Here is a 20024-nt window from a genome sequence, read left to right on the forward strand (position 1 = left end):
CGTCTTCACAGAAGAGTGTTGCGATTTTTGCTTATGGCATGACGACCAAATTGCTCACCACGCGTCGTTCTTTGCCGCCTGAAGGCTTGTTCAACAGCTTGCCATTGTAATAAAACGCACTGGAGCCGCCACCGTCGAGGTTATACGCATCTACTACATGCCACTCTTGCAGCTTTCTTTGCGCTTCCTCCAGCGTAACACCATTACTCCAACCATCTCGTCTTCCATCAATAACAATCAGCAGCAAATCGCCGTTGTCGAAATGACCGATCAGTGTTCGCGGTTGACGCGCATTCGCCCATTCACGAGGAATAGGCAATCGCTTTCCGTCTTGCAAGAGACGCGGCAAAAAGCTCGCTCCCTGCAATATCCCTTGTTGCGTAATTTGCGCCTGTGTCTTGATGTTCGTTCCAACCAGATGACCTTTGTTGTTGAAACCGACAAAGCTCAGCTTCGCATTATTGGAAAAGGTTCGAATCTTGCCGTCAACAACAGTGATGCCTAACGGAGTCAGATTGCCCTGCTTGTCCGCCATAAAGCCGCCTGCATTGATCGCAAGTATGGCTCCTGTCCGCTTACCAGCTTGACTCGTCGTTTCTCCTTTACTTTTCACAGAGTTGTTGGCCAGCACCATTTTCAACGCGTTCGGATCATTGAGGCGAACTTTGGCCATATAACCGCGGTATCCGCCTTCTTGCAGGGAATAGACTTTCACTGTCGAGTTTTTCCCGAAGTGTTGACCGATCGGCTTGCCAAGCATGTTGGACAAAATCGTGTCCAATACATCCGCAGATTTTTGCGTCTGGGATTTACTCGCTTCAAGTGCGCTGCTGATGTTCTTGTTTTGTTGCTCGTATTCTTTCTGTTCCTTTTTCGAGCGATCCTGGATGTCTTCGATGACAACTTCTACATTTCGAAGCTGCACCTTGGTGTCGTTGAGCCGTTCCCCCAGCTCATCTGCTTGGCTCTTCGCTACGGCAGAAGGAAGCTTCAGGCCTTCTGTCTGGAGCTTGTCCCCTGGATTGTCCAGCGCAAAAGCGACCAAAAAACCGAGAGCAGGCGCCACCAGAAAGAGAAAGAAACGGTTTATCTTACCAAGCACGGGCAGCATCCTCCAATTTTTTCAGAGATGCTTTCAAATCAACCAGCTGTTTGTTGAGCTGGTCAACCCGATCCTGCAGAGCTTCTTTGGTCTTGTTAGTTCCACCAATGGTTTCACCAGTCAATGCCAGATCTTCTTCCAGATTTCCCAGACCCTTCTGGACATTTTGCATTTCTTCCTGCACCAGAGTCAATTGATCTCCCAATACCTTCATCTGCTTTTGATTATCTTCTTGAATTTGATCAATTCGTTGGTTCACAAATTGCTGCTGCTTGTCCAACGTATAAACAGCAAAGGCATATCCAGCGTAGGCAAGTCCTACCCAGACCAGAACGGCCAAAACGATTGGTAGTAAAGGGCGCTTACCTTCTGTCTGGGAGGGAATCAATGCCTGAAAAAGACTGCCTCTTCTGCGTCTTCCTTTCTGCTTCCCGTTTGCCGGGAGTGGCAGTGTGGGTGACGAAGTAGATGACGCTCCCATGTATTTGTCGTCCATCGGCCCCCTCCTCCTTTCTGTGACTTAGAGTGAGGTTTCATTATAACATAGAAAGTTTTTGAAGCAGCATTTTGCTGAATAATGGAAAAATAGGTCAAGAAAAGAAAATACCGCCAATATTTTTGGCGGTACCTCCCTTTATTTTCGGAGTTGAAATTCGCTTTGCAACTGATTGTGCAGCCTTTGCAAAAACAGGATCGGGTCTTCCTTGGTGTTCTGTTCGTCAACAAGCTCTAATTTTTTGCGCATGATGCTGGCAATTTGATTCCCGAGTTCATATTTTTTCGCTTGAGTTAAAGAGGATAATCTGCTGATAAAGGAGGAAAGCAGCTGCCAGTCCTCTCGGGTAATCGCCTGTTTTTGGCGCTCATCAAGAACGAGTAGCGCATGATTCAAATCAAAGCCGTTTGGCTGTTTGTCTTTCTTTTTCTGAAAAAGAGTCGATTGCTGTCCTGACTCCACCACGACAATTGTGCCCGCTACCATATCGCCAATTCGCTTATCACGAGGGTGGAAAAAGCATACGAGCGCCCCGAGAAAATAACCAGTTGGCATTGCGTCAATGATGCGAAACAGATTCCGGATCGTTGAGGAAACAAAAGTCGCAGGCTGTCCGTTATCACGGATGACCCGGATTCCCACCAGCCTTTTGCCAACGGTCTGTCCGCCCCAGAATGCTTCCAATAACCAATAGTAGCCAAAATTCACTACGAAGATAACCAGGAGAACGATGGCCAACACGTAGTTGTCAGAATCCAGGAAAAAACCATCTTCATTTCCAAATAAAACTATACCAAACAAAATAAATACAGTAAGATTAACCAGGAGCAAGATTCCTGTATCAATCAGCATCGCAGTGGCGCGGCTGCCTAGACCTGCCGTCTGAAATCGCAGCATAACATGCTCAGGCGTCACGACAGACGCTTCTCGATTTGCCCCACTGACGTATGTCGGTTCATTCATGATGTTTTTCTTCCCCCCCTCGAAACTTTGAGGTTTTTTCGAGTTTTACACACGCGCTAATGAAGGAGGCATTATACATGGATATTACCTCGTTTTGGCACAAGCATAAAGCCTCTTGGGCCGAACTGGAACAATTAGTGGAGCGTTTTACCCGACAACCTCGACACATCAGTGCTACCGATATTGATCGCCTGACTCAACTATATAAGAAAACATCTGCTCATTTGGCCTATGTGCGCTCCTACCATCCTGCAGACGAGATCACACTTTACTTAAATCAACTCGTCTTACGTGCACATAATTTGGCGTACAAGCAGCGAATAGGCAGCTGGCAGCAGCTCAAGCATTTCTTTGGTAACTACTTGATGGGTCTCGTACATAAGCGAATGAGCTTCATTGGTGTGGCAGCGCTTCTCTTCATCATCGGTGGTATTTCTGGCTTTGCCGCCGTTATGGTCGATCCACTCAACCTGTATTATGTATTGCCACAAGGGATGGCTGAGCAGATCGATCCATCTAGGCTGGGAGAAGGGCACGAATCTCTCGACAGTCCGGTCATCTCCACGATGATTATGACCAACAACATCAAAGTCGCGATGCTGGCCTTCGTCAGTGGAATAACGTTTGGAATCGTCCCTATCTACCTTCTCTTGTTCAATGGCCTTCTCGTTGGAGCTTTGGCAGCCGTCTACTATCAGGCAGATAGCAGCTATGCGTTTTGGGCCTACATTTTGCCACACGGCGTGATCGAGCTGACTGCCATTTTCATTGCTGGCGGAGCAGGTCTTCACATGGGGTACCGTCTGCTTGTGCCCGGCCGGTACGCACGAAGACATCAATTTTTGGAGGCGGCAAAAGAATCAGCGCATCTACTATTGGCTACCATCCCACTTTTGTTCATCGCGGGAATCATCGAGGGCTATATTACTCCATCGAGTCTCTCACTCGAAGCCAAGTACATCGTAGCTGTCGGCACATTGCTTTTGCTGATTGCCTGGTACCTCCTCGGATACAGACCCGATTCTCACAAAGCTTCTCTTGATTTGATGTCCAAATAAGTATTGATAACCGTTAGCGTCAATTGATCGGCCGGAACGTCCAGTACCTGGATACCCGCGCCGATCATTTTTTGTTGAAACGCCCTGCGATCGAGCTGGAACCGTTGAGCTACCGCCTTCGTAAACGCCAAGCTGCTGTTGCTCGTGTCTATATGACTCCATTCATGCAGAAGCGGATCTGCCAAAGACAGAAGCAAGAGCAAATGCGAACGGCGCATCCGCCACAAATAATTGCTCAACTGATCTTCGACGAGGTAGTTTTCCATATCTGAAAAAAGAACCACCAAGCTCCTTCTCTTCTGCTGGCGATTCAAAAATTCAAGCGCCTTCGCCGGATCAGCCTCTACAAAATCACTCGTCAGGTTGTAGGTTGCCTCCAAAAGGGTGTGCAAGTGGCGCAGCCCTCTGCCTGGAGGTATGTACGTCTTGATCTCATGCGAATAGGCTAGTAGCGCTACCTGATCTCCTTGACGCAATGCTACTGCTGCTAACGTGAGCGCAGACTCCAGTGATCGATCCAGTCTCGTCTGGTTATCCAGCTCAACACCCATCAACCTACCGCAATCGACCAGTATGGTAATCACCTTGCCATGCTCTGGTCGATATTGGTTCGTCATCAGACGGCGGGAGCGTGCTGAAGCAGACCAGTTAATCATCCGAGGATCATCGTCAGGCACGTAATCGCGGATTGCATGGAATTCCGTCCCAGCTTTTGCCCTGCGCATGATTTTTTTTCCGTCGACGATCAAGCTCTCCTGCAACGAAGCCAAATAGCCACGAACGGCTGAAAGGTCGGGGTATACCTTGATCGTTTGTTCACACGCAAAGCGGCTTTGTCGATACCATAAGCCGAGCTTGCCATGCCACCGCATGTAAAGCCAGCGGAACACGTACTCTCCGCGTTCTTTTCCTCTTGTTTCAAAACTTATGTTAGTTAAGGCTTGCTCCATCACACCTGTGACCGGTCCGGCTTCTTCAAATGACAGTGGAAGATCGTCCACGATGGAATACGCAACGGATTGCCCGCTTCTGTTCGCCAGCTCAAGCTCTATCAAAAACGATTGTCCGATATCCGTCTGCTCAGGCAAGATTCGCTGGATCGACAAGTCTCGGCGTTTAGGGATGGTCATCCAATCCAAGATGCTAGCGATCAGGAGTAAACCGTTGTACAAAAAGAATGTCGAATAACCAATCTCCAGTAGAAATCCGACGATCGCGATGGGTGTGCCTAGCAAAACTGCCACAAGCAGTCGCTTGGATGGCAAGACAAAACGGTCTGCCAAAAAATCAGCGAGGAACTGGAATAGCCGCCAGCGTCTCTTCGATGATGTGGTCACTGGTACCCCCCTCCAATTCTACCTGCGGTGACAGTATGAGTCGGTGCCGCAATGCAGGGCGGGCCACCATCTTCACGTCATCAGGCGTCACAAACTTGCGATTGTCCAAAAGTGCCCAGGCTTTACTCGCCATCAACACAGCGATTCCAGCACGAGAGCTGGCACCTAAAAGCAATCGTTTCGTTTCGCGTGTATTGCGAATCAGTGTCGTGATGTACTCCAAAATCGAATCATCCACAACAACTTCTTCTAATTGGCGTCGCTTCTCCAAAATCGCCTCCCATGTAAAGAGCGGCTCTTGATTACGCTCGTGGCTGCGCTTGTTGGGAATATGTTTGGCGAGGATTTGCTTTTCGTTTTCATGCGAAGGATAGGACATCGTTAGCTTGAACAAAAAGCGATCAAGCTGAGCCTCCGGCAACACATACGTTCCTTCGTACTCCACCGGGTTTTGCGTAGCGACGACGAAAAACGGATCTGGCAAAGGATAGGTGACACCATGAATCGTCACTTGCCCTTCCTCCATTGCTTCTAAAAGGGCCGCTTGGGTTTTCGGGGGAGTCCGGTTGATCTCGTCCGCCAGCAATAAGTTAGCGAAAACAGGACCTTTGATTGTCTCAAACTGGTTTTGCTGCATATTGAACACCACGTGACCAATAATGTCCGATGGCATCATGTCAGGCGTAAACTGGACGCGTTTGCTTACGCCCCCCATCAATTCCGATAAGGTCCTGACCATTTTCGTCTTTCCGATACCAGGTACACCTTCTAGCAAGACATGTCCACCAGCAACCAAAGCTGTTAGCAGTAGCCGGACATTTTGCCGCTGACCAACCAGCTCTTTTTCCATTTGTTGCAACAATTGCTCCACAGTTGTTGTCACTCCTTCTCCAGACGCTTCGTAATCTCATCCAACAAAAGACTGTCTGCAAGCAAGCTCTTCGGCGAGTATCGCCCTTCGTTTTTTGCCTGTTCCAGTCGTTCCAATAGATGAGCGAATTTCTCTACCTCTTGATTTGTCCATCTTGTTTTGGCATATCGCACAATTTCCACACGATCAGCCCGTTGGTGCACTCCCCACCGATCGTACAACAGCTGTCGCATGTAAGCCTCTCGATGGCGTAACGCATCCTGTGCCAGCCCTCTTCGCTCATACCAGCTAGACACGGCGAGCAACGTCTCATCACCACGTCGCACCGTCCATTCCCTAAGCGTATAAACCGGTCCGAAACGTTTTCCTCTCCACCACACATATAGCAAAAGCAGGATACCGAGTTGAATGCAGGCAGCTATGAGCCACCCTGGGTAGATCGCCAAAAAACCTGGTTTTTCCTGCAAGCCGTGATGGTATTCGTCTACCCAAAGGACCGACCAATCTCCTTGTACGTACGGCCAGATCGCTTCAAAGTGGGACAGTCGATCAATTTTTTGATTGGTTAGCCATTCCGGTACGAGAAAAAACGTGACACTGCCATCTCCCACTTCTGTTCTTCCTCCGAGTATCCCCTGATCGTCGTAGAGAAGTGGCTCCATGTCGTCATCTTCTAAAAATCTCAATGAGGTCTCTGCTTTGCCCATGAACCTACCCTGAACGAGAGGTCCCTGAATATTTCGCTCCTGATTTTCTTTATCCCGGATGTACTCCGTATAAAAGGGAAGGCCTTCCCACTCTGGTCTCGAGTGAAAGAGAATCAGGTTATTGCCTTCACTGACCCAATCCAGAATGTCTATCTGTTCCTCTGGCATCAGTCTTTCCGGCTCTACTACGAGCATGGCCTGCCCAGTTGCTGTTGGTAAAAAACGCATAGGCTGCCGCCATTCCTTTACCTGCTTGCCTTTTTCCTCCAGCAATACGAGCACAGCCTTGATTCCGCTCGGCTGTGCAGAAGAAGCCAAGTACGGTGGAAGAGGCTCAGCTGTAGGCTTGACAATCAACCAGCCCACGATGACGAGCAGCAAGGTAGCCACAACAATTCCGACACGATAGGTGCGCAAACTATCCATGCTGTCCCTCCTCGCGCCAGATGCCTTCCAGTTCGTTTACACGCTGCCAGAACGACGCTTCATCAACAAGTGCTTGCCCGTACCAAACAGCGTCGAATTCTCGTGCGAAGCTGCCGAACACATCGCGTAAGCTCGGTTGATTTGCCTCAATTTCTTCTGCGTATTCCCAATTCGTTTTCCATTTCTCCACACGAACCCATGATTTCATTTGCAAATAAACCAACAACGCCAAAAACAACGAGCGTTCTCCTTCCCGCCATTCTCCTCGCGCTGCTTTTTCTTTCGCATCACGCAAATAGTCTGCATGAGAACGTATTTTTTCACCTTCCATAAACAGCGGTCGATGCTTCTTCTGTACCCAAATCATTCTGCGGAACAACCAGTAAATGATGCCGACCAGTCCCAGTACTGCCATAATGAGCACGAGTGTAGATACGGTATTAGCCGCACCAGATGGAATACTGGTCCACTCAAAAAGATCGGCGATCAACTCGATCACAAACTCCATCGCTCTTTGAATCCAGTTCTCTCCACTGCCTTGGGGCAAATTGAACTCTTCTCTGGCTAGAATCTCTTGTAAATGCTCCTTGTCATCTACCCAAGGACTCGTGCTAATCATGTGTAACTCCCGGCTCTTGTGCAGGGGTAGGAGCTGCTGGTTCTACTTGTGCAGATGTGGCAAGCTGACGGCTTACTAGCTCTTGTAAATCTGTCCCGTCTTTTCTCACGCGCAGATCAAAGTAAGCCAAAGCGTAAACAATGGCCATCCAAGGGCTCAAGAGGCAGGTAAGTGCAACCAGAATAATTTGCGCGAGGATAGATGTACCTAAGACGCCAGTGAGTGCTAATTGCATGCCGCTCGAGAACATCGAGTAGATCACACTAAGAACAACAAAAATACCGAATAAACGCCAAAAGTTTCCTTTTGTCAAATTCCAGCTCTGGCCGATTCCGACACCATCACGTTCGAACAGAACGAGCGGCATATAAAAACCCCAACGAATTAAGAAAAAACCCGGTACGAGCATCATCCCAGCAATTAAGAATAAATAGCCAAATAAAACCAAAACGATCATAAGCACAATGCTGCCTTCATCTGACGGATCAAATATGGTTTCCAATGTCATTCCACCCGCGAAGGCGATCATAACGAAAATCAATCCATATACGATGACAAATGCTGTCGACACTGCAAACGCGATTACTCCATATAGGAAAGTACTGCCCGCGAGCGGCCAAAATCGACGAAGTGCCCCCTTCAAGGCATCTTTTAAGCTCAAGGTCTCTCCCTCGAGAGCAGCCTTCGTCAGTAAAATCGAACCGGAAATCATTTGCGGGTAGGCGATGATCAAAAGGATTGGTGCGACAAGGAATATGAATATGAGCAGCATAGGCAGGCTTTGTGTCATAAATTCTTCTTGTCCGGCAAATCTTGCGCCTAACGATTCTGCAAAGTCCATACCTTCTGTATCTTGTGCGAGCAAAGGCACTCTGGTAAGGTCAACCAGAAGCAGTTGCTGCAGGAGTAACAATGGACCGAACCAAATTAAAGCCAACAAAAAGAATGCTCCAAAATGCTGGCGATACACAGAAAAGCTCTTGTCCAACAGCTTCCCCACTCCCATGGGGGCAATCGGCGTACGATTCATGAGAAACCTCCATCTTTCTTTTTGAGATTACCTGATAAGTATACACGATTTTCCTATTTTTTTAAAAAAATCATCTAATTTTGCTAATGTTTTCCTGCCTGATTTTGTCAAATCAGGTGTTAGTCCAATGCGGTCGCCCCCCTGCTGAATATGATATTGCATGTATAGGAAGGAGGGTATTGACTTTGAAAGCATTGAGAAAAAAGAAGCTAAAAGCGAAGCAAGCCCGCTGCAAGAAGCGATCTACCAGACGCAAATCCAAAAGTCTGCTCAGGCAATTACGCCGTTTTGTGCGTATCCATGTTCGCGCACCCCGAGTGAATGTGACCACCCCCTTTCCACAAATAGAAGCCCCTGATGTACATGTAGAAGCACCTGTTGTACAAGTAGAAGCACCCGTTATACATGTAGAACCGCCTGTTGTACAAGTAGAAGCACCCGTTATACAAGTAGAAGCACCCGTTGTACATGTAGAACCGCCTGTTGTACAAGTAGAGGCACCTTATGTACAAGTGGAAGCTCCGAAGCCAATCGTCATCCCGGCACCATTAGTGAAGGTAGATGTCGAAGCGGAAGAATCAGCGGATCAAGCATGTATAGAAGGGCTTCGTCAAGAGCTCAGCAAATGCCTGAGAAACGATCAACTTGTGGAGGTCTTACTGACGACGGATTGGGGACCTGAGAGTCGTTCTTACCGAGTCGGCAAGCTTCTTAGAGTGGATGAAGGAATCATTGAATTACAGACCTTAACCTCCTCACGTACAAACGGAGCCTCTATCCTGATTCCTATCACCCACATCGTCGCGATTATTCCAAATGCAGAACCTTATTGAAAAAGCTGATATTCTGCGAGGCTTTAGGTTTGCCTAAAGATGCGGGGAGTCTGTGCGTAGTAGATTCCCCGCATCTCCCCCCATTCCGTGCAATATAACATGTGGGACAAGCCTTTTTGTTCAGACAGGCCTGTCCACTCTAGCAGGAAATTGCATGACTCTTTCGTCTCGAAGGTATGAATAAACGCCCACTTCTCCGATCTCTTTTGCGGGAAGTGGGCTGATAGCATTCACTTTTGGGTTTTACCTACCACTGTTATTCCATACGTCTAGCACTTCTCTTGCGACTCGATCCCATGTAAATCTTTGTTCGGCAAGCTGGCGTCCACTTCTCCCCATTTGACGTTGGAGATCGCGGCTGGACAACAGTTGTTTCAGCTGTACAGCAAACGCTTGAGGGTCCTCCGGCTGCTCGACCAACAGTCCATTGCCTCCGATGATCACCTCAGCATTTCCACCCCGTTTTGTCGTGACAAAAGGCAGACCGGCAGCCATCGCTTCATAATGGACACGTGCCAGTGGTTCCTCCCATTGCGAAGGACAGACAAAAACGTCTCCCGCCCAGAACCAGTGGTGAATCTGATCTGCCGGAACAAATCCCGTAGTAATAACCGGAACAGGCGAACGATTCGCTAATGAGCGTACATACGCTGCATAGTCACTGATTTTATTTTCACCGTACCAGGACCCTCCAACCAAGACGAGAGCGATGTTGGAATGGTAGGAGCGGAGTTCATTCATCGCACGAACCAGAATGTCGGCTCCTTTTTTCGGCGTCAATCGTCCTACAAACAAAATCACTTGTTTGTTGCCAAGATTGTGCGTCGCCCGCAGTTCCTGACGAATCTTTTGCGCCGTATTGGATCCTGCCACCGGAACGAATGTTTCCAAGTTCACACCTGAATAAATCGTACGAAGCTTGTTTGCGGCTTCGGGATATAGCGAGCCAATGACCCGGCCGACATAATCACTGATGGTGATGATACGTTCCGTTTCAGCAACGGCTCTAGCAGCTTCTGCCTGCCCTATCTTTACCGGATCAAACATATCATTGTGCATACTTAGAATGATACGTGCGTTCGGGCATACTTCACGAATGATGGGAACCATCCTCGGTCGGTTAAAAACATGGATGACATCATAGTTGTTCGCACTCAGGAAAGCGGCTACTTCGCGTGCATAGATCTCGAAAACACCTTGACCATCTACTCGCACATAACGCGCATTGCGAACATTTTCATCCTTCGGTAGCGTGGGATCCGACGTTCCCAGGATAGTCAGCTCGTGATGCCTCCCTAGAATATCTGCAATCCCTGCAATATATGTCTGAATCGCTCCCCCTCGTATAGGAGGAACTGGTAATTTTTCTGTACAGACCATGATAACTTTCATCCGTATTCTCCTTTCCCGTTCCGCCTTCTTACATTAGTTGCCTCTCGTCTTCTTTGATTTTTGACGCTGCTTCTTCATCTGATTGTTGATGAATTTACGGCTTGGTTTCGCCGTCTTGGCAACTTTCTTACTCTTGTTGGAAGTGACGGTCCGGGACTGCTCTTTAGATGTCCACAAAGTTCCTTTTTTGTTTTTCCCTTGACTTGCGGGTTTTGCTTGTGGTGATTTGGCCTTTACTTGGATAGAGACCTTTACTCTCCTTTGAGGCTTGCTTGACTTATTGCTGCTGCTTTTTGAGACAGCTGAGCTCATCCCCCGTTTTTTGTTTCGACGAACGAGGTTTCGTGCTTCGCTTGTAGCGAGTGGCGCTGATGGCGTAAAAGGAACATTTCCCGAGAATGAGATTCGAGTTCTGCGAGTAGTGCTTTGTTCTGCCTCTGCCGCTTCTCGCTGGCTTTCTTCCGGTATAACTGGCGTTTTATCGCTTGCAGGCTCCTTGACTTTGGACTCTTTGTCTTTGGATCCCTTCACCTTAGACACTTTTACCTTAGACACCTTGCTCTTGGACTCTTTGTCTTTCGGCGCCTCGACCAAAGACTCTGTCGGTGGAGTGGATACCGCAACAGGGATGAATTCCTTGATACCTGACGCCAGCCTTTGCGGTTCAACTACTTCCGTTATTTGGTCATAGTTGCCCGGTTCGTATTTGCTGATGTCTTTTGCGAGCTCTGCCAATGCCGCATCTTTCGTTTTATCCCCCGTCAACACTCGCTGAAGAATGCCTTCCGCTTCCGTCGACAGAAAGATTTCGGGATCGTAAAACATCTCTTTGAGGTGCTTATAAAATTCGTTTGGCACTGCCATGTCATTTAAGAGCACTTCAAACGATTCGCGATCCAGTGGATTTGCCTTATGATAGGCTTCGATCATGCCGCGCATCCAGGTTACATCCCAGACGCCCATATCATCCATCGTACTGGTGATGAGCTTGCGCAAATCCCGAAACGGCAAATCGTACGACACGCCATCCAGGTCGATGACCCAAAGCCCTCCCGGACCATTTTGACCATTTGACCAGCCATAATCTTGGTGCACTAATCCCCAGTGTGCCTCTCCCGTTTTGATCATTTTCGGATAGGCAGATGCTTTTAGTTTCTCTAAGGCTGCCCATGCTTGCTGTTCATAGTGATCGACGACGGCCAAAATGGATTTACTTGCTGGTGTTTCACTGTAGGCTTTTGCTACTTCCCGCATCCACCCGATTTTTTTGGCAATCTTTTGATAATGATTGGGCCAACGATATAAACGGGAAGAGTTTTTGGCTCCGGCGGGCGGAACATAGCCTTTCGAATGACGATGGAATTCACCAAGACCGTAGCAAAGCTCTTGCGCGCCTATCAAATCTACTTTTGTTGCCGGTTGCAAGGCAATCCAATCGGTAACAATCCAGAGTTTCCCAGCCTTTTCCACATATAGACTGCCATTTCGGGCAGGAATCAGTGCTGGTACCCTTGCCCCCTGTTTGACGACGTATTCTTGGAAAGCCACACTATAGAGACTGCGTTCAGGCGTACGGTGCAGTACCTTTAGACTGCGCGGACCTTTATCTGTCTCAATGCGCCAAATAGCCCCGCCTTTGTCTGGCTTGGAAGTAATGAGCGTACGACTCTTCACCGACATGTCATACTCTTTGATCACTTGTTCTGCGATCGCATCTACTTCCGGTGGCACTGTCATATCCCAGTTAGCCGGCGTTTCCACATTCCCTTCTCGGGTATCCCATGGCTTAATCACATATTGTTCCATTCCATTCCCCCCACACTCCTGTGGTGATGCCTTCGTCCTTCTCCATAAGCTATTCGCTATATCCTTATCTCGAACCGGACAAATATCATTGGGAGTCTGCCAATTCGTTATTCGCACAGGGATAAAGTCTCGCAAAAAAACAGCTTGACCCTTCGCATGGTAGCGATAGTCAAGCTGTTCGTGTTAAATCATCAGCAATTCGCGTATTTCTTGCTCGGTTAAAGCTGAGATTGCCTCTTGCCCCGGTGTAATGATTTCCTCGATCAAGTTTTTCTTTTTTTGTTGCAGCTCGTACATTTTCTCTTCGACCGTTCCCTCTGCAACAAGCCTGATCACTTGGACGACATTCTTTTGTCCGATACGATGAGCACGATCAGCTGCCTGTTGTTCCACAGCGGGATTCCACCACAGATCATACAAGATTACGGTGTCCGCACCCGTCACATTTAATCCTGTTCCCCCAGCTTTCAAAGACATGAGAAACAAATCCCGTTCTCCCTCGTTAAATCGGTTGCACAATTCTAGTCTCTCTGCCACTGGCGTCTGCCCATCCAGATAGAAAAACGGGACACCGTGATACCCCAGCTCGCGTCCGATTATCCCTAGCATCTCCGTAAATTGAGAAAAGAGCAAAACGCGCTTCCCTGCGTTTTTACATTCACCGATAATCTCGAATAGCTGTTCGAGCTTGGCTGACCCTCCGTCATACTCTTTGATGAACAGCGCTGGATGACAACATATTTGGCGCAGTCTCGTCAAGCCTGCGAGAATTTTGATCCGATTTTTTTGAAAACCTTTATTGTACAGGTGCTTCACTGTTTCCTGTTGGAGCTGCGCCAAGTAGGCGACATACAGCTTTTTCTGTTCTGGCAACAGTCTTGCGCTTTGCAGTGTTTCAATTTTGGCCGGCAATTCCTTCAGTACCTCAGTTTTGAGCCTGCGCAATAAAAATGGACGCGTCCGCTTCGCAATCGTATCTCGCGGCAAGTCGAGGAATTCCTTTCGTGCCGGAAAAAGCTCAGGGAAAACAGCATCGTAGATGGACCACAGCTCTTCTACCCTGTTTTCCACAGGTGTTCCCGTAAGAGCAAAGCGATGCTTGGCTTTTATTCGTTTTACTGTCTGGGCTGTTTGAGTCACATAGTTTTTGAAGGTTTGCGCTTCATCCAAGATCAAGGTGTGGAAGGAATGCTCCTCGAACTGGGCATGATCACGACGCAAGAGCGGATACGAAGTAATGAGCACATCGATTTCTGACAGCTCGTTTACGATTTGATTTCGCTCTTCCTTCGTACCATCCACAATAACGCTACGGATATTTGGCGCGAACTTTTTGATTTCATTGTGCCAATTGTATAAAAGAGAGGCAGGAGCCACGATAATCGCTGGGAGCTTTTGTTCTCGGATTTCAGGCAGAACAGAGAGAAGAAAAGTAATACTTTGCAATGTCTTCCCCAGGCCCATATCATCTGCAAGAATTCCCCCAAAGCCGTAGTGTGCCAGTGTTTTCATCCATTGATAGCCAAACTTCTGATAATCTCGAAGTGTCGCTTGCAAAGATTCGGGTTCTGGAAAGTCCAGATTATCAGGGTTACGCATATTCTCCAAAAACTGGCGCAATGATTTGCCTAGCTGAACAGACTGCCCCTGCATAGGTATATCAAGCAAGCGCAGTCCGCGAAAAGCAGGCAGTTGAAAACCACTTCCCATTTGCTCAGCATATTGCATGCCCATCTCGTCCAGGAAACGATTGATTTGCTCAAATTCCTTTGTCTCAAGCGGCAGGAGCGCTCCATTCGACAGCCGATGATATCTGCGCTTTTCTTCTACCGATTGGATCACACCTCGGATCTCGGACTCGGGTATCCCATCCATATCAAAGCGAAAATCCAGCCAATTTGTTCGCTCATCGACATCCACTTTTACTTTTGGTGGTAGGTGGAGAGGCTGAATCCTGATTTTTACGGAAGTTGTCGCGTATACCTTTAACAGTTTTTCCAGTTTAGGGACGACGTGGTAAAGGAAGTCATATTCAGCTTCCTCGTCATCGAGAAAATACCCTCCTTCCGTGCGGGTAAAGGCACTTTCCTCCATCAGCTCTAAAATCTGTCGCTCCTTCTCCCCGTCACGCATCAAAATCAGCTCACTGCCACGTTGCCCTCCCCCTTCATTGCCTTCCAACGGATTGATGATGATATCGCCGTATTGAAACTCAAGTCCCGCCAGCAGCCGGTCTCTTACCCTGTCCAAATACAGCTTGGCTTTTAACTGGAATTGCACGACTCGTTCTGAGACGGCCTTTGCAATTTGCACGTTCCCCAGTTTCATCAAGGCCGGAACAATCTGCACCATGAATGACTCTATTTTTTCCGTAGGAATGTGAATCCGCTCACTGCTATGAGATTCTAACAAGTGCTTCAGCTCTGCCAAACTGTGGCATTGTTCCTTTGGCAGTCTGTGCCATTTGCCATCTACGAGCAACAATCCGTAAGCTTCCAAGACAGTGATTTGCTTGAATCCTTGGACTTCCAGCTGATATTGATCGGTTTTTGTCTGGTCGAATTCGAAGTGGAGTGGCGGCGGCTCATCGATACATGCAAACGTTGGATACATTTGGTCATGATGCTGAATGTGAACAGACGGTGCGGTAAGTAGCAAAGCAAATAATCGCTCCCAGGTAAAGGGTGGAACAAGAAGAACCCGTTCCCCACCTACATGCTTCTGTTCCTGATACTGGTAACTGGCTGTCTCTCGATATATTTTTTCCGTGCGGTAAATTTGCAGGAGTTCACGGAGGATGGCTTCATGTTCTGGCAAAAAGCGATGCAAATTCGGATCATAGGTAAATTGGCTAGAAAAACGATACACTTGCTGCTTATCCACACGGTCTAAAAACGCACGAATGTCCTTTACGATGTACAACCTCTTTGGCCCTAGCTTCAGCTCTATTCCGATCATGCTCTTGCGAAAGCCGTACGGTACGATTTTACATATGATTTCCAAGTCAAGCGTTGTTCGTGAATCCAGCAACACGCGATTATGGCTTGTCCGAATCGGCCGGTCCACGAACAAGCCGAACAGTCCCTCTGTTAGTTGGGAATCAGACTGTGTTGTCATGCCTGCTGGTCTCGTTGCAGAGGAATTGGAATAGCTGACAGGATGCTCGTCAACTTGCAGATCACGCATGGTTAACAACGAGGCTGCGATATGTTGGCAGTAGTGATCGTACGACGCTAAAGTAGGACAACTGCACACTGCTGCCATACCAGACTCGTCCAGTTCAATAGTGACCTGATAATTATTTTTTCCTGCGTTCACTGTCGTTTTGATCCAGGCAGGTTCCTGTTGAAAATGCTCCACAAGCACGTTCCCAGAACGGTAAAAAGTCTTTCCTCTTTCATAAGAAAGGCGACCGCACCATTCTTTTATCGTTTGATGACTCACTTGAAAGCTCATTTTCTGTTCCATCCTCTTCATGAAATATGTTTAATATTACAGAATGCAACAGAAAAAAGATACGCATGTACGCGTATCTTTTTTCAACAAATACAAACGATTAGTCGTCGTCATCTTCGTCTTCATCTTCATCTTCATCTTCATCTTCGTCTTCTGATTCTTCGTCTTCAGATTCCTCGTCTTCGGATTCCTCGTCTTCGGATTCTTCGTCTTCGGATTCCTCGTCTTCGGATTCTTCGTCTTCGGATTCCTCGTCTTCATCTTCCTCATCTTCTTCATTACTGCCGAAGTACAATTTTTTCGTAGTACCATCTTCGTATTCAATTTTTACTTCCAATTCTTCTGCACCTTCACCGATGGCCTCACGTAATTGCTCCAACCATTCTTCCATGTTAACCACACCTCCTGGCTATAGATGATTACTTGGTGGCATTTGCCAACAGTTTTCTGTCGACTTTGATACTATATGACGAGTTTCTTTTTCTTGTATGGACAGTTGTCGCCTTACCCAAAGAAGTTTTTTACACAACTTGGAATACCGCTTCACGTGCGCTTCTGCCTAGCCGCAGTTGTAGATGTACGTTTACATATTTGGAAGTAGACTGGACAAACTTTTGAGGGAATCGCCTTAAATACATCACGACTTCGCTACAGAAGGGAGAGCTCATTATTGAAAAGACGAATGATCAAAAGCTTGTTGATTGGGATTAGTTTGTTGCTTACAAGTGCCTTGCCAGTTGACTCGATTATGGCCTCACCAGATCACCCGTACCATTTTGGATTTAAAAAGAGCAAGAATGGTCAGTTACCCTCTATCAACGAGGAAGGCTTTAAAGGCATTGTGGATCGTCACGGTGCGGTTTTTTTAGGGGATACTACGAAAAAAGAGCTTTTCTTGACGTTTGATAACGGTTATGAAAATGGCTTTACGCCAAAGATTTTAGATACACTTGTCGCGAAAAAAGTCCCTGCCATTTTCTTTGTGACAGGGCACTTTGTGAAGGAACAGCCCGAGTTGATAAAGCGAATGGCACAAGAGGGACATCTGATCGGCAACCATTCCTGGAGCCATCCCGATATGACAACTGTATCGAATCAAAAAATCAAAGACGAACTGACGAAAGTAAGCGATGCGGTCCAGCAAGTGACCGGACAAGCTAACATGCGTTACTTGCGACCTCCTAGAGGTATTTTCAGCGATCGGACACTTGCTGTAACCAAAGATTTGGGCTATACCAATGTCTTTTGGTCGGTCGCCTATAAGGATTGGGATACCAAAGTCCAACGGGGGGCAAAATATGCCTATGATAGCGTGATGGCCCAATTGCATCCCGGCGCTGTTATTCTGCTCCATTCTGTCTCCAAAGACAATGCAGAGGCTCTCGGGATGATAATCGATGAAGCACGCAAGCAAGGCTATGAATTCAAGAGCTTGGATCACCTTCCGAAAAAGTAGTGCACCCCCTCCTTTTGCAAGCAAAAACTCCCGCTGCTTCGCATGTGCAAAGCGCGGGAGTTTTTTGGGTTTAGTCGCGATCCAGCAAGGATGCTCCGGCAATACCTGGATGAGTCATTTCAAATGGATCAAGAATCAGATCCAGTTCTTCTTCTGTCAGTACATTGTGTTGCAAGCACAGCTCACGTACAGACTTTCCTGTTAAAATAGCTTCGCGGGCAATACGTGCAGCAGTCTCATACCCGAGATGAGGATTCACCGCAGTGATGACGCCAACGCTTTTTTCCACGTATTCTTTCATGCGCTCGCGGTTTGCTTCGATTCCTTCCAAGCAGTGACGCGTAAAGACATCGAATGCATTGTCCATAATGCTGATCGATTGCAGCAAATTGAAGACAAGCACAGGCTCCATAACGTTCAGTTCTAGCTGACCTGCCTCGGATGCCAAACAAATCGTATGGTCATTTCCGATGACCTGAAACGCTACTTGGTTGATGAGCTCTGCCATGACAGGATTGACTTTTCCTGGCATGATCGAGGAGCCTGGCTGACGTGCTGGCAAGGAGATTTCTCCCAGTCCAGCTCGAGGTCCTGATGCCATCAAACGCAAGTCATTCGCGATTTTAGACATATTCATCATGCAAACTTTCAGTGCTGCTGATACTTCTGTGTACGCATCTGTGTTTTGTGTAGCATCCACGAGATGCTCTGCACCTGTCAGCGGGAAGCTTGTGATATCGGCAAGATGCTTGACTACTGTTGTAATGTAACGAGGGTCAGCATTCAAACCCGTTCCTACCGCAGTCGCTCCCATATTCACTTCGTACAAATGCTGACGAGATTGCTTGATACGCTTGATGTCGCGCTCAAGTACTCGACGGTATGCTTCGAATTCTTGGCCCAAGCGAATCGGAACCGCATCCTGCAAATGCGTTCTGCCCATTTTTATGACATCATCGAATTCTTTTGCTTTTTGGCCAAATGCATCATGCATCTTATCCATCGTCACGAGCAGCTTTTCCAACAGGGTGAGTGTTGCAATATGAATCGCTGTCGGGAAAGCATCATTGGTAGACTGAGACATGTTGACATGTGTATTTGGGCTTAGGTGGAAATAATCCCCTTTTTTCTCACCAATCATTTCAAGACCGCGGTTCGCGATCACTTCGTTGGCATTCATATTGATCGAAGTACCTGCTCCACCTTGGATCGGATCGACGATAAATTGATCATGCCATTTTCCTTGCATGATTTCTTCCGCCGCAGCGACAATCGCATTTCCTAAGCGCGGATTCAATCTGGAAACTTCCATATTTGCCATCGCAGCTGCTTTCTTTACCATTGCCATTGCATTGATGAGGGAAAAATGAAGACGATACCCGGTGATTGGGAAGTTTTCCGTTGCTCGCATCGTTTGCACGCCATAATAAGCATTTACTGGAATTTGCTTCTCGCCGAGAAAGTCTTTTTCCACTCGAAACGTCTGTTGTTCCATTCTTATCAGACCAGCCTTCTAGGATAATGGTTGCTACTTCCTCTCCATTCTACCACAGTTTGACGCAGGAAGACCGTTCCACCTGAAACACTATTATTTGTTTTTACGTCTTACTATTTGTAGGTACCATTTCATACCAGACAGAATCGAGGGATACCATGAAAAAACTGCTTTTGCTGCTGTTGACGATTGGCTTGCTGCAAGGATGCACGAGTGGCACAACTAGCCCTTCCACTCCAACAGAACAACAGAAGCCACCCGTTGCGGCCGAGCCAGAGACACCTGCTTCTGAGCCACCCGCAACCACGCAACCACCTACAACTCCTGAGAAACCACCAACGGAGCAACCAGCTCAGCAGGAGACAGTCTATGCCAATGATATTTTCCGCAATGTCACTGTGAAGAAAACCGCCCAAGACACGTTTGAAATCAAAGGACAGGCGAGCGTGTTCGAAGCTGTACTCAATTATGTCGTAGAAGATGGACATAACGAGCTAACGCAAGGTTTCGTGCAGGCTACGACCGCTGCTCCTGATTGGGGAGATTTTACCCATACACTGAAAGTGAAAAAAGCGGAGCCGAACAGCACACTGACACTGATCTTGTTTGAAACAAGCATGAAAGACGGCAGCCGGAGAATGGAACTCATCATTCCGCTCCCGGAATAAGGCCTGCAAAAAAAATCAGACCCTCTCTATTAAAAAGAGAGGGTCTGATTGAAAGGGTCTATTATTAGATAGCAGTAGACAGTCGGTTGCCGTATGCCTTGCTGTTACTTTTACTCGCCTTGTTCTTCCTTGAAGCATTCCATGCAGAGTGCACCATTGTTCTCGATTTCATACTCGGTCAAGCGAGCCTGGCAAGACTTGCATTGTTTTTCCGTGAGCACTAAGTTCAAGACTATATCTCCTCTCAATGATGTAACGTAGTCTATTTATATTATAACCAAAGATTTATATCAGACAAATAGCTATCTG

At 47.5% G+C, this 20024-nt stretch carries 17 protein-coding genes; 4 read left to right on the forward strand and 13 right to left on the reverse strand.

Annotated elements, in window-relative coordinates; translation table 11 throughout:
• Nucleotides 1–31: 31 nt before the first annotated feature.
• The 3 genes from ACM6JA_RS08815 to ACM6JA_RS08825 form a co-directional block, all read right to left on the reverse strand.
• Nucleotides 32–1111, reverse strand: coding sequence for a phosphodiester glycosidase family protein (locus tag ACM6JA_RS08815; RefSeq protein ID WP_414851988.1), 1080 nt, complete (start codon nucleotides 1109–1111; stop codon nucleotides 32–34).
• Nucleotides 1092–1598, reverse strand: a complete 507-nt coding sequence (locus ACM6JA_RS08820) for a hypothetical protein (protein WP_414851989.1) — start codon at nucleotides 1596–1598, stop codon at nucleotides 1092–1094. The genes ACM6JA_RS08815 and ACM6JA_RS08820 overlap by 20 nt, the downstream gene beginning before the upstream one ends.
• A gap of 138 nt (nucleotides 1599–1736) precedes the next feature.
• On the reverse strand, nucleotides 1737–2561 hold the full coding sequence (locus ACM6JA_RS08825) for an RDD family protein (protein WP_414851990.1): 825 nt from the start codon (nucleotides 2559–2561) through the stop codon (nucleotides 1737–1739).
• Between the two features lie 77 nt (nucleotides 2562–2638).
• Between ACM6JA_RS08825 and ACM6JA_RS08830 the strand changes: the two genes are divergently transcribed.
• Nucleotides 2639–3619: a stage II sporulation protein M gene (locus ACM6JA_RS08830; RefSeq protein WP_414851991.1), complete on the forward strand. Its 981-nt coding sequence runs from the start codon at nucleotides 2639–2641 to the stop codon at nucleotides 3617–3619.
• Here ACM6JA_RS08830 and ACM6JA_RS08835 read toward each other — a convergent pair.
• From ACM6JA_RS08835 to ACM6JA_RS08855, 5 genes are read right to left on the reverse strand one after another with little or no spacing between them, the layout of a single operon-like run.
• Complete coding sequence (locus ACM6JA_RS08835; RefSeq protein WP_414851992.1) at nucleotides 3586–4956, reverse strand: DUF58 domain-containing protein; 1371 nt, start codon at nucleotides 4954–4956, stop codon at nucleotides 3586–3588. The genes ACM6JA_RS08830 and ACM6JA_RS08835 overlap by 34 nt on opposite strands.
• On the reverse strand, nucleotides 4907–5827 hold the full coding sequence (locus ACM6JA_RS08840) for an AAA family ATPase (RefSeq protein WP_017249417.1): 921 nt from the start codon (nucleotides 5825–5827) through the stop codon (nucleotides 4907–4909). Before ACM6JA_RS08840 ends, ACM6JA_RS08835 begins: the two co-directional genes overlap by 50 nt.
• A gap of 8 nt (nucleotides 5828–5835) precedes the next feature.
• A complete protein-coding gene (locus ACM6JA_RS08845) occupies nucleotides 5836–6960 on the reverse strand; it encodes a DUF4350 domain-containing protein (protein WP_414851993.1) in 1125 nt (374 codons plus the stop codon).
• Entirely contained in the window at nucleotides 6953–7579 is a 627-nt protein-coding gene (locus tag ACM6JA_RS08850) for a DUF4129 domain-containing protein (protein ID WP_414851994.1), read from the reverse strand. Before ACM6JA_RS08850 ends, ACM6JA_RS08845 begins: the two co-directional genes overlap by 8 nt.
• Nucleotides 7572–8609 carry an ABC transporter ATP-binding protein gene (locus tag ACM6JA_RS08855; RefSeq protein WP_414851995.1) on the reverse strand — a complete coding sequence of 346 codons (1038 nt, stop codon included), beginning with the start codon at nucleotides 8607–8609 and terminating at the stop codon, nucleotides 7572–7574. Before ACM6JA_RS08855 ends, ACM6JA_RS08850 begins: the two co-directional genes overlap by 8 nt.
• 185 nt (nucleotides 8610–8794) lie before the next feature.
• Between ACM6JA_RS08855 and ACM6JA_RS08860 the strand changes: the two genes are divergently transcribed.
• Nucleotides 8795–9442, forward strand: coding sequence for a hypothetical protein (locus ACM6JA_RS08860; RefSeq protein ID WP_414851996.1), 648 nt, complete (start codon nucleotides 8795–8797; stop codon nucleotides 9440–9442).
• 243 nt (nucleotides 9443–9685) lie between these two features.
• Here the strand turns inward: ACM6JA_RS08860 and ACM6JA_RS08865 are convergent, their stop codons facing one another.
• From ACM6JA_RS08865 to ACM6JA_RS08880, 4 genes are all read right to left on the reverse strand, one after another.
• Complete coding sequence (locus ACM6JA_RS08865; protein WP_414851997.1) at nucleotides 9686–10834, reverse strand: glycosyltransferase family 4 protein; 1149 nt, start codon at nucleotides 10832–10834, stop codon at nucleotides 9686–9688.
• 33 nt (nucleotides 10835–10867) lie between these two features.
• Entirely contained in the window at nucleotides 10868–12640 is a 1773-nt protein-coding gene (locus ACM6JA_RS08870; RefSeq protein ID WP_414851998.1) for a CotS family spore coat protein, read from the reverse strand.
• A 183-nt stretch (nucleotides 12641–12823) separates the two neighbouring features.
• The gene (locus tag ACM6JA_RS08875) at nucleotides 12824–16096 is read right to left on the reverse strand and encodes an SNF2 helicase associated domain-containing protein (protein WP_414851999.1); all 3273 of its coding nucleotides are present in this window, start codon (nucleotides 16094–16096) and stop codon (nucleotides 12824–12826) included.
• 100 nt (nucleotides 16097–16196) lie between these two features.
• Nucleotides 16197–16487 carry a DNA primase gene (locus tag ACM6JA_RS08880; protein WP_414852000.1) on the reverse strand — a complete coding sequence of 97 codons (291 nt, stop codon included), beginning with the start codon at nucleotides 16485–16487 and terminating at the stop codon, nucleotides 16197–16199.
• A 279-nt stretch (nucleotides 16488–16766) separates the two neighbouring features.
• On the opposite strand from ACM6JA_RS08880, the gene pdaA reads away from it, so the two are divergent.
• Nucleotides 16767–17552 (forward strand): delta-lactam-biosynthetic de-N-acetylase, encoded by a 786-nt coding sequence (gene pdaA, locus ACM6JA_RS08885; protein WP_414852001.1) that lies wholly within the window; start codon nucleotides 16767–16769, stop codon nucleotides 17550–17552.
• A gap of 70 nt (nucleotides 17553–17622) precedes the next feature.
• Here the strand turns inward: pdaA and aspA are convergent, their stop codons facing one another.
• Nucleotides 17623–19047, reverse strand: coding sequence for an aspartate ammonia-lyase (gene aspA / locus ACM6JA_RS08890; RefSeq protein WP_414852002.1), 1425 nt, complete (start codon nucleotides 19045–19047; stop codon nucleotides 17623–17625).
• A gap of 158 nt (nucleotides 19048–19205) precedes the next feature.
• On the opposite strand from aspA, the gene ACM6JA_RS08895 reads away from it, so the two are divergent.
• Entirely contained in the window at nucleotides 19206–19715 is a 510-nt protein-coding gene (locus ACM6JA_RS08895; RefSeq protein ID WP_414852003.1) for a Gmad2 immunoglobulin-like domain-containing protein, read from the forward strand.
• The last annotated feature ends 309 nt before the right edge of the window (nucleotides 19716–20024 follow it).

It is taken from the genome of Brevibacillus sp. IT-7CA2, from assembly GCF_949767855.1.
Lineage (GTDB): Bacteria > Bacillota > Bacilli > Brevibacillales > Brevibacillaceae > Brevibacillus.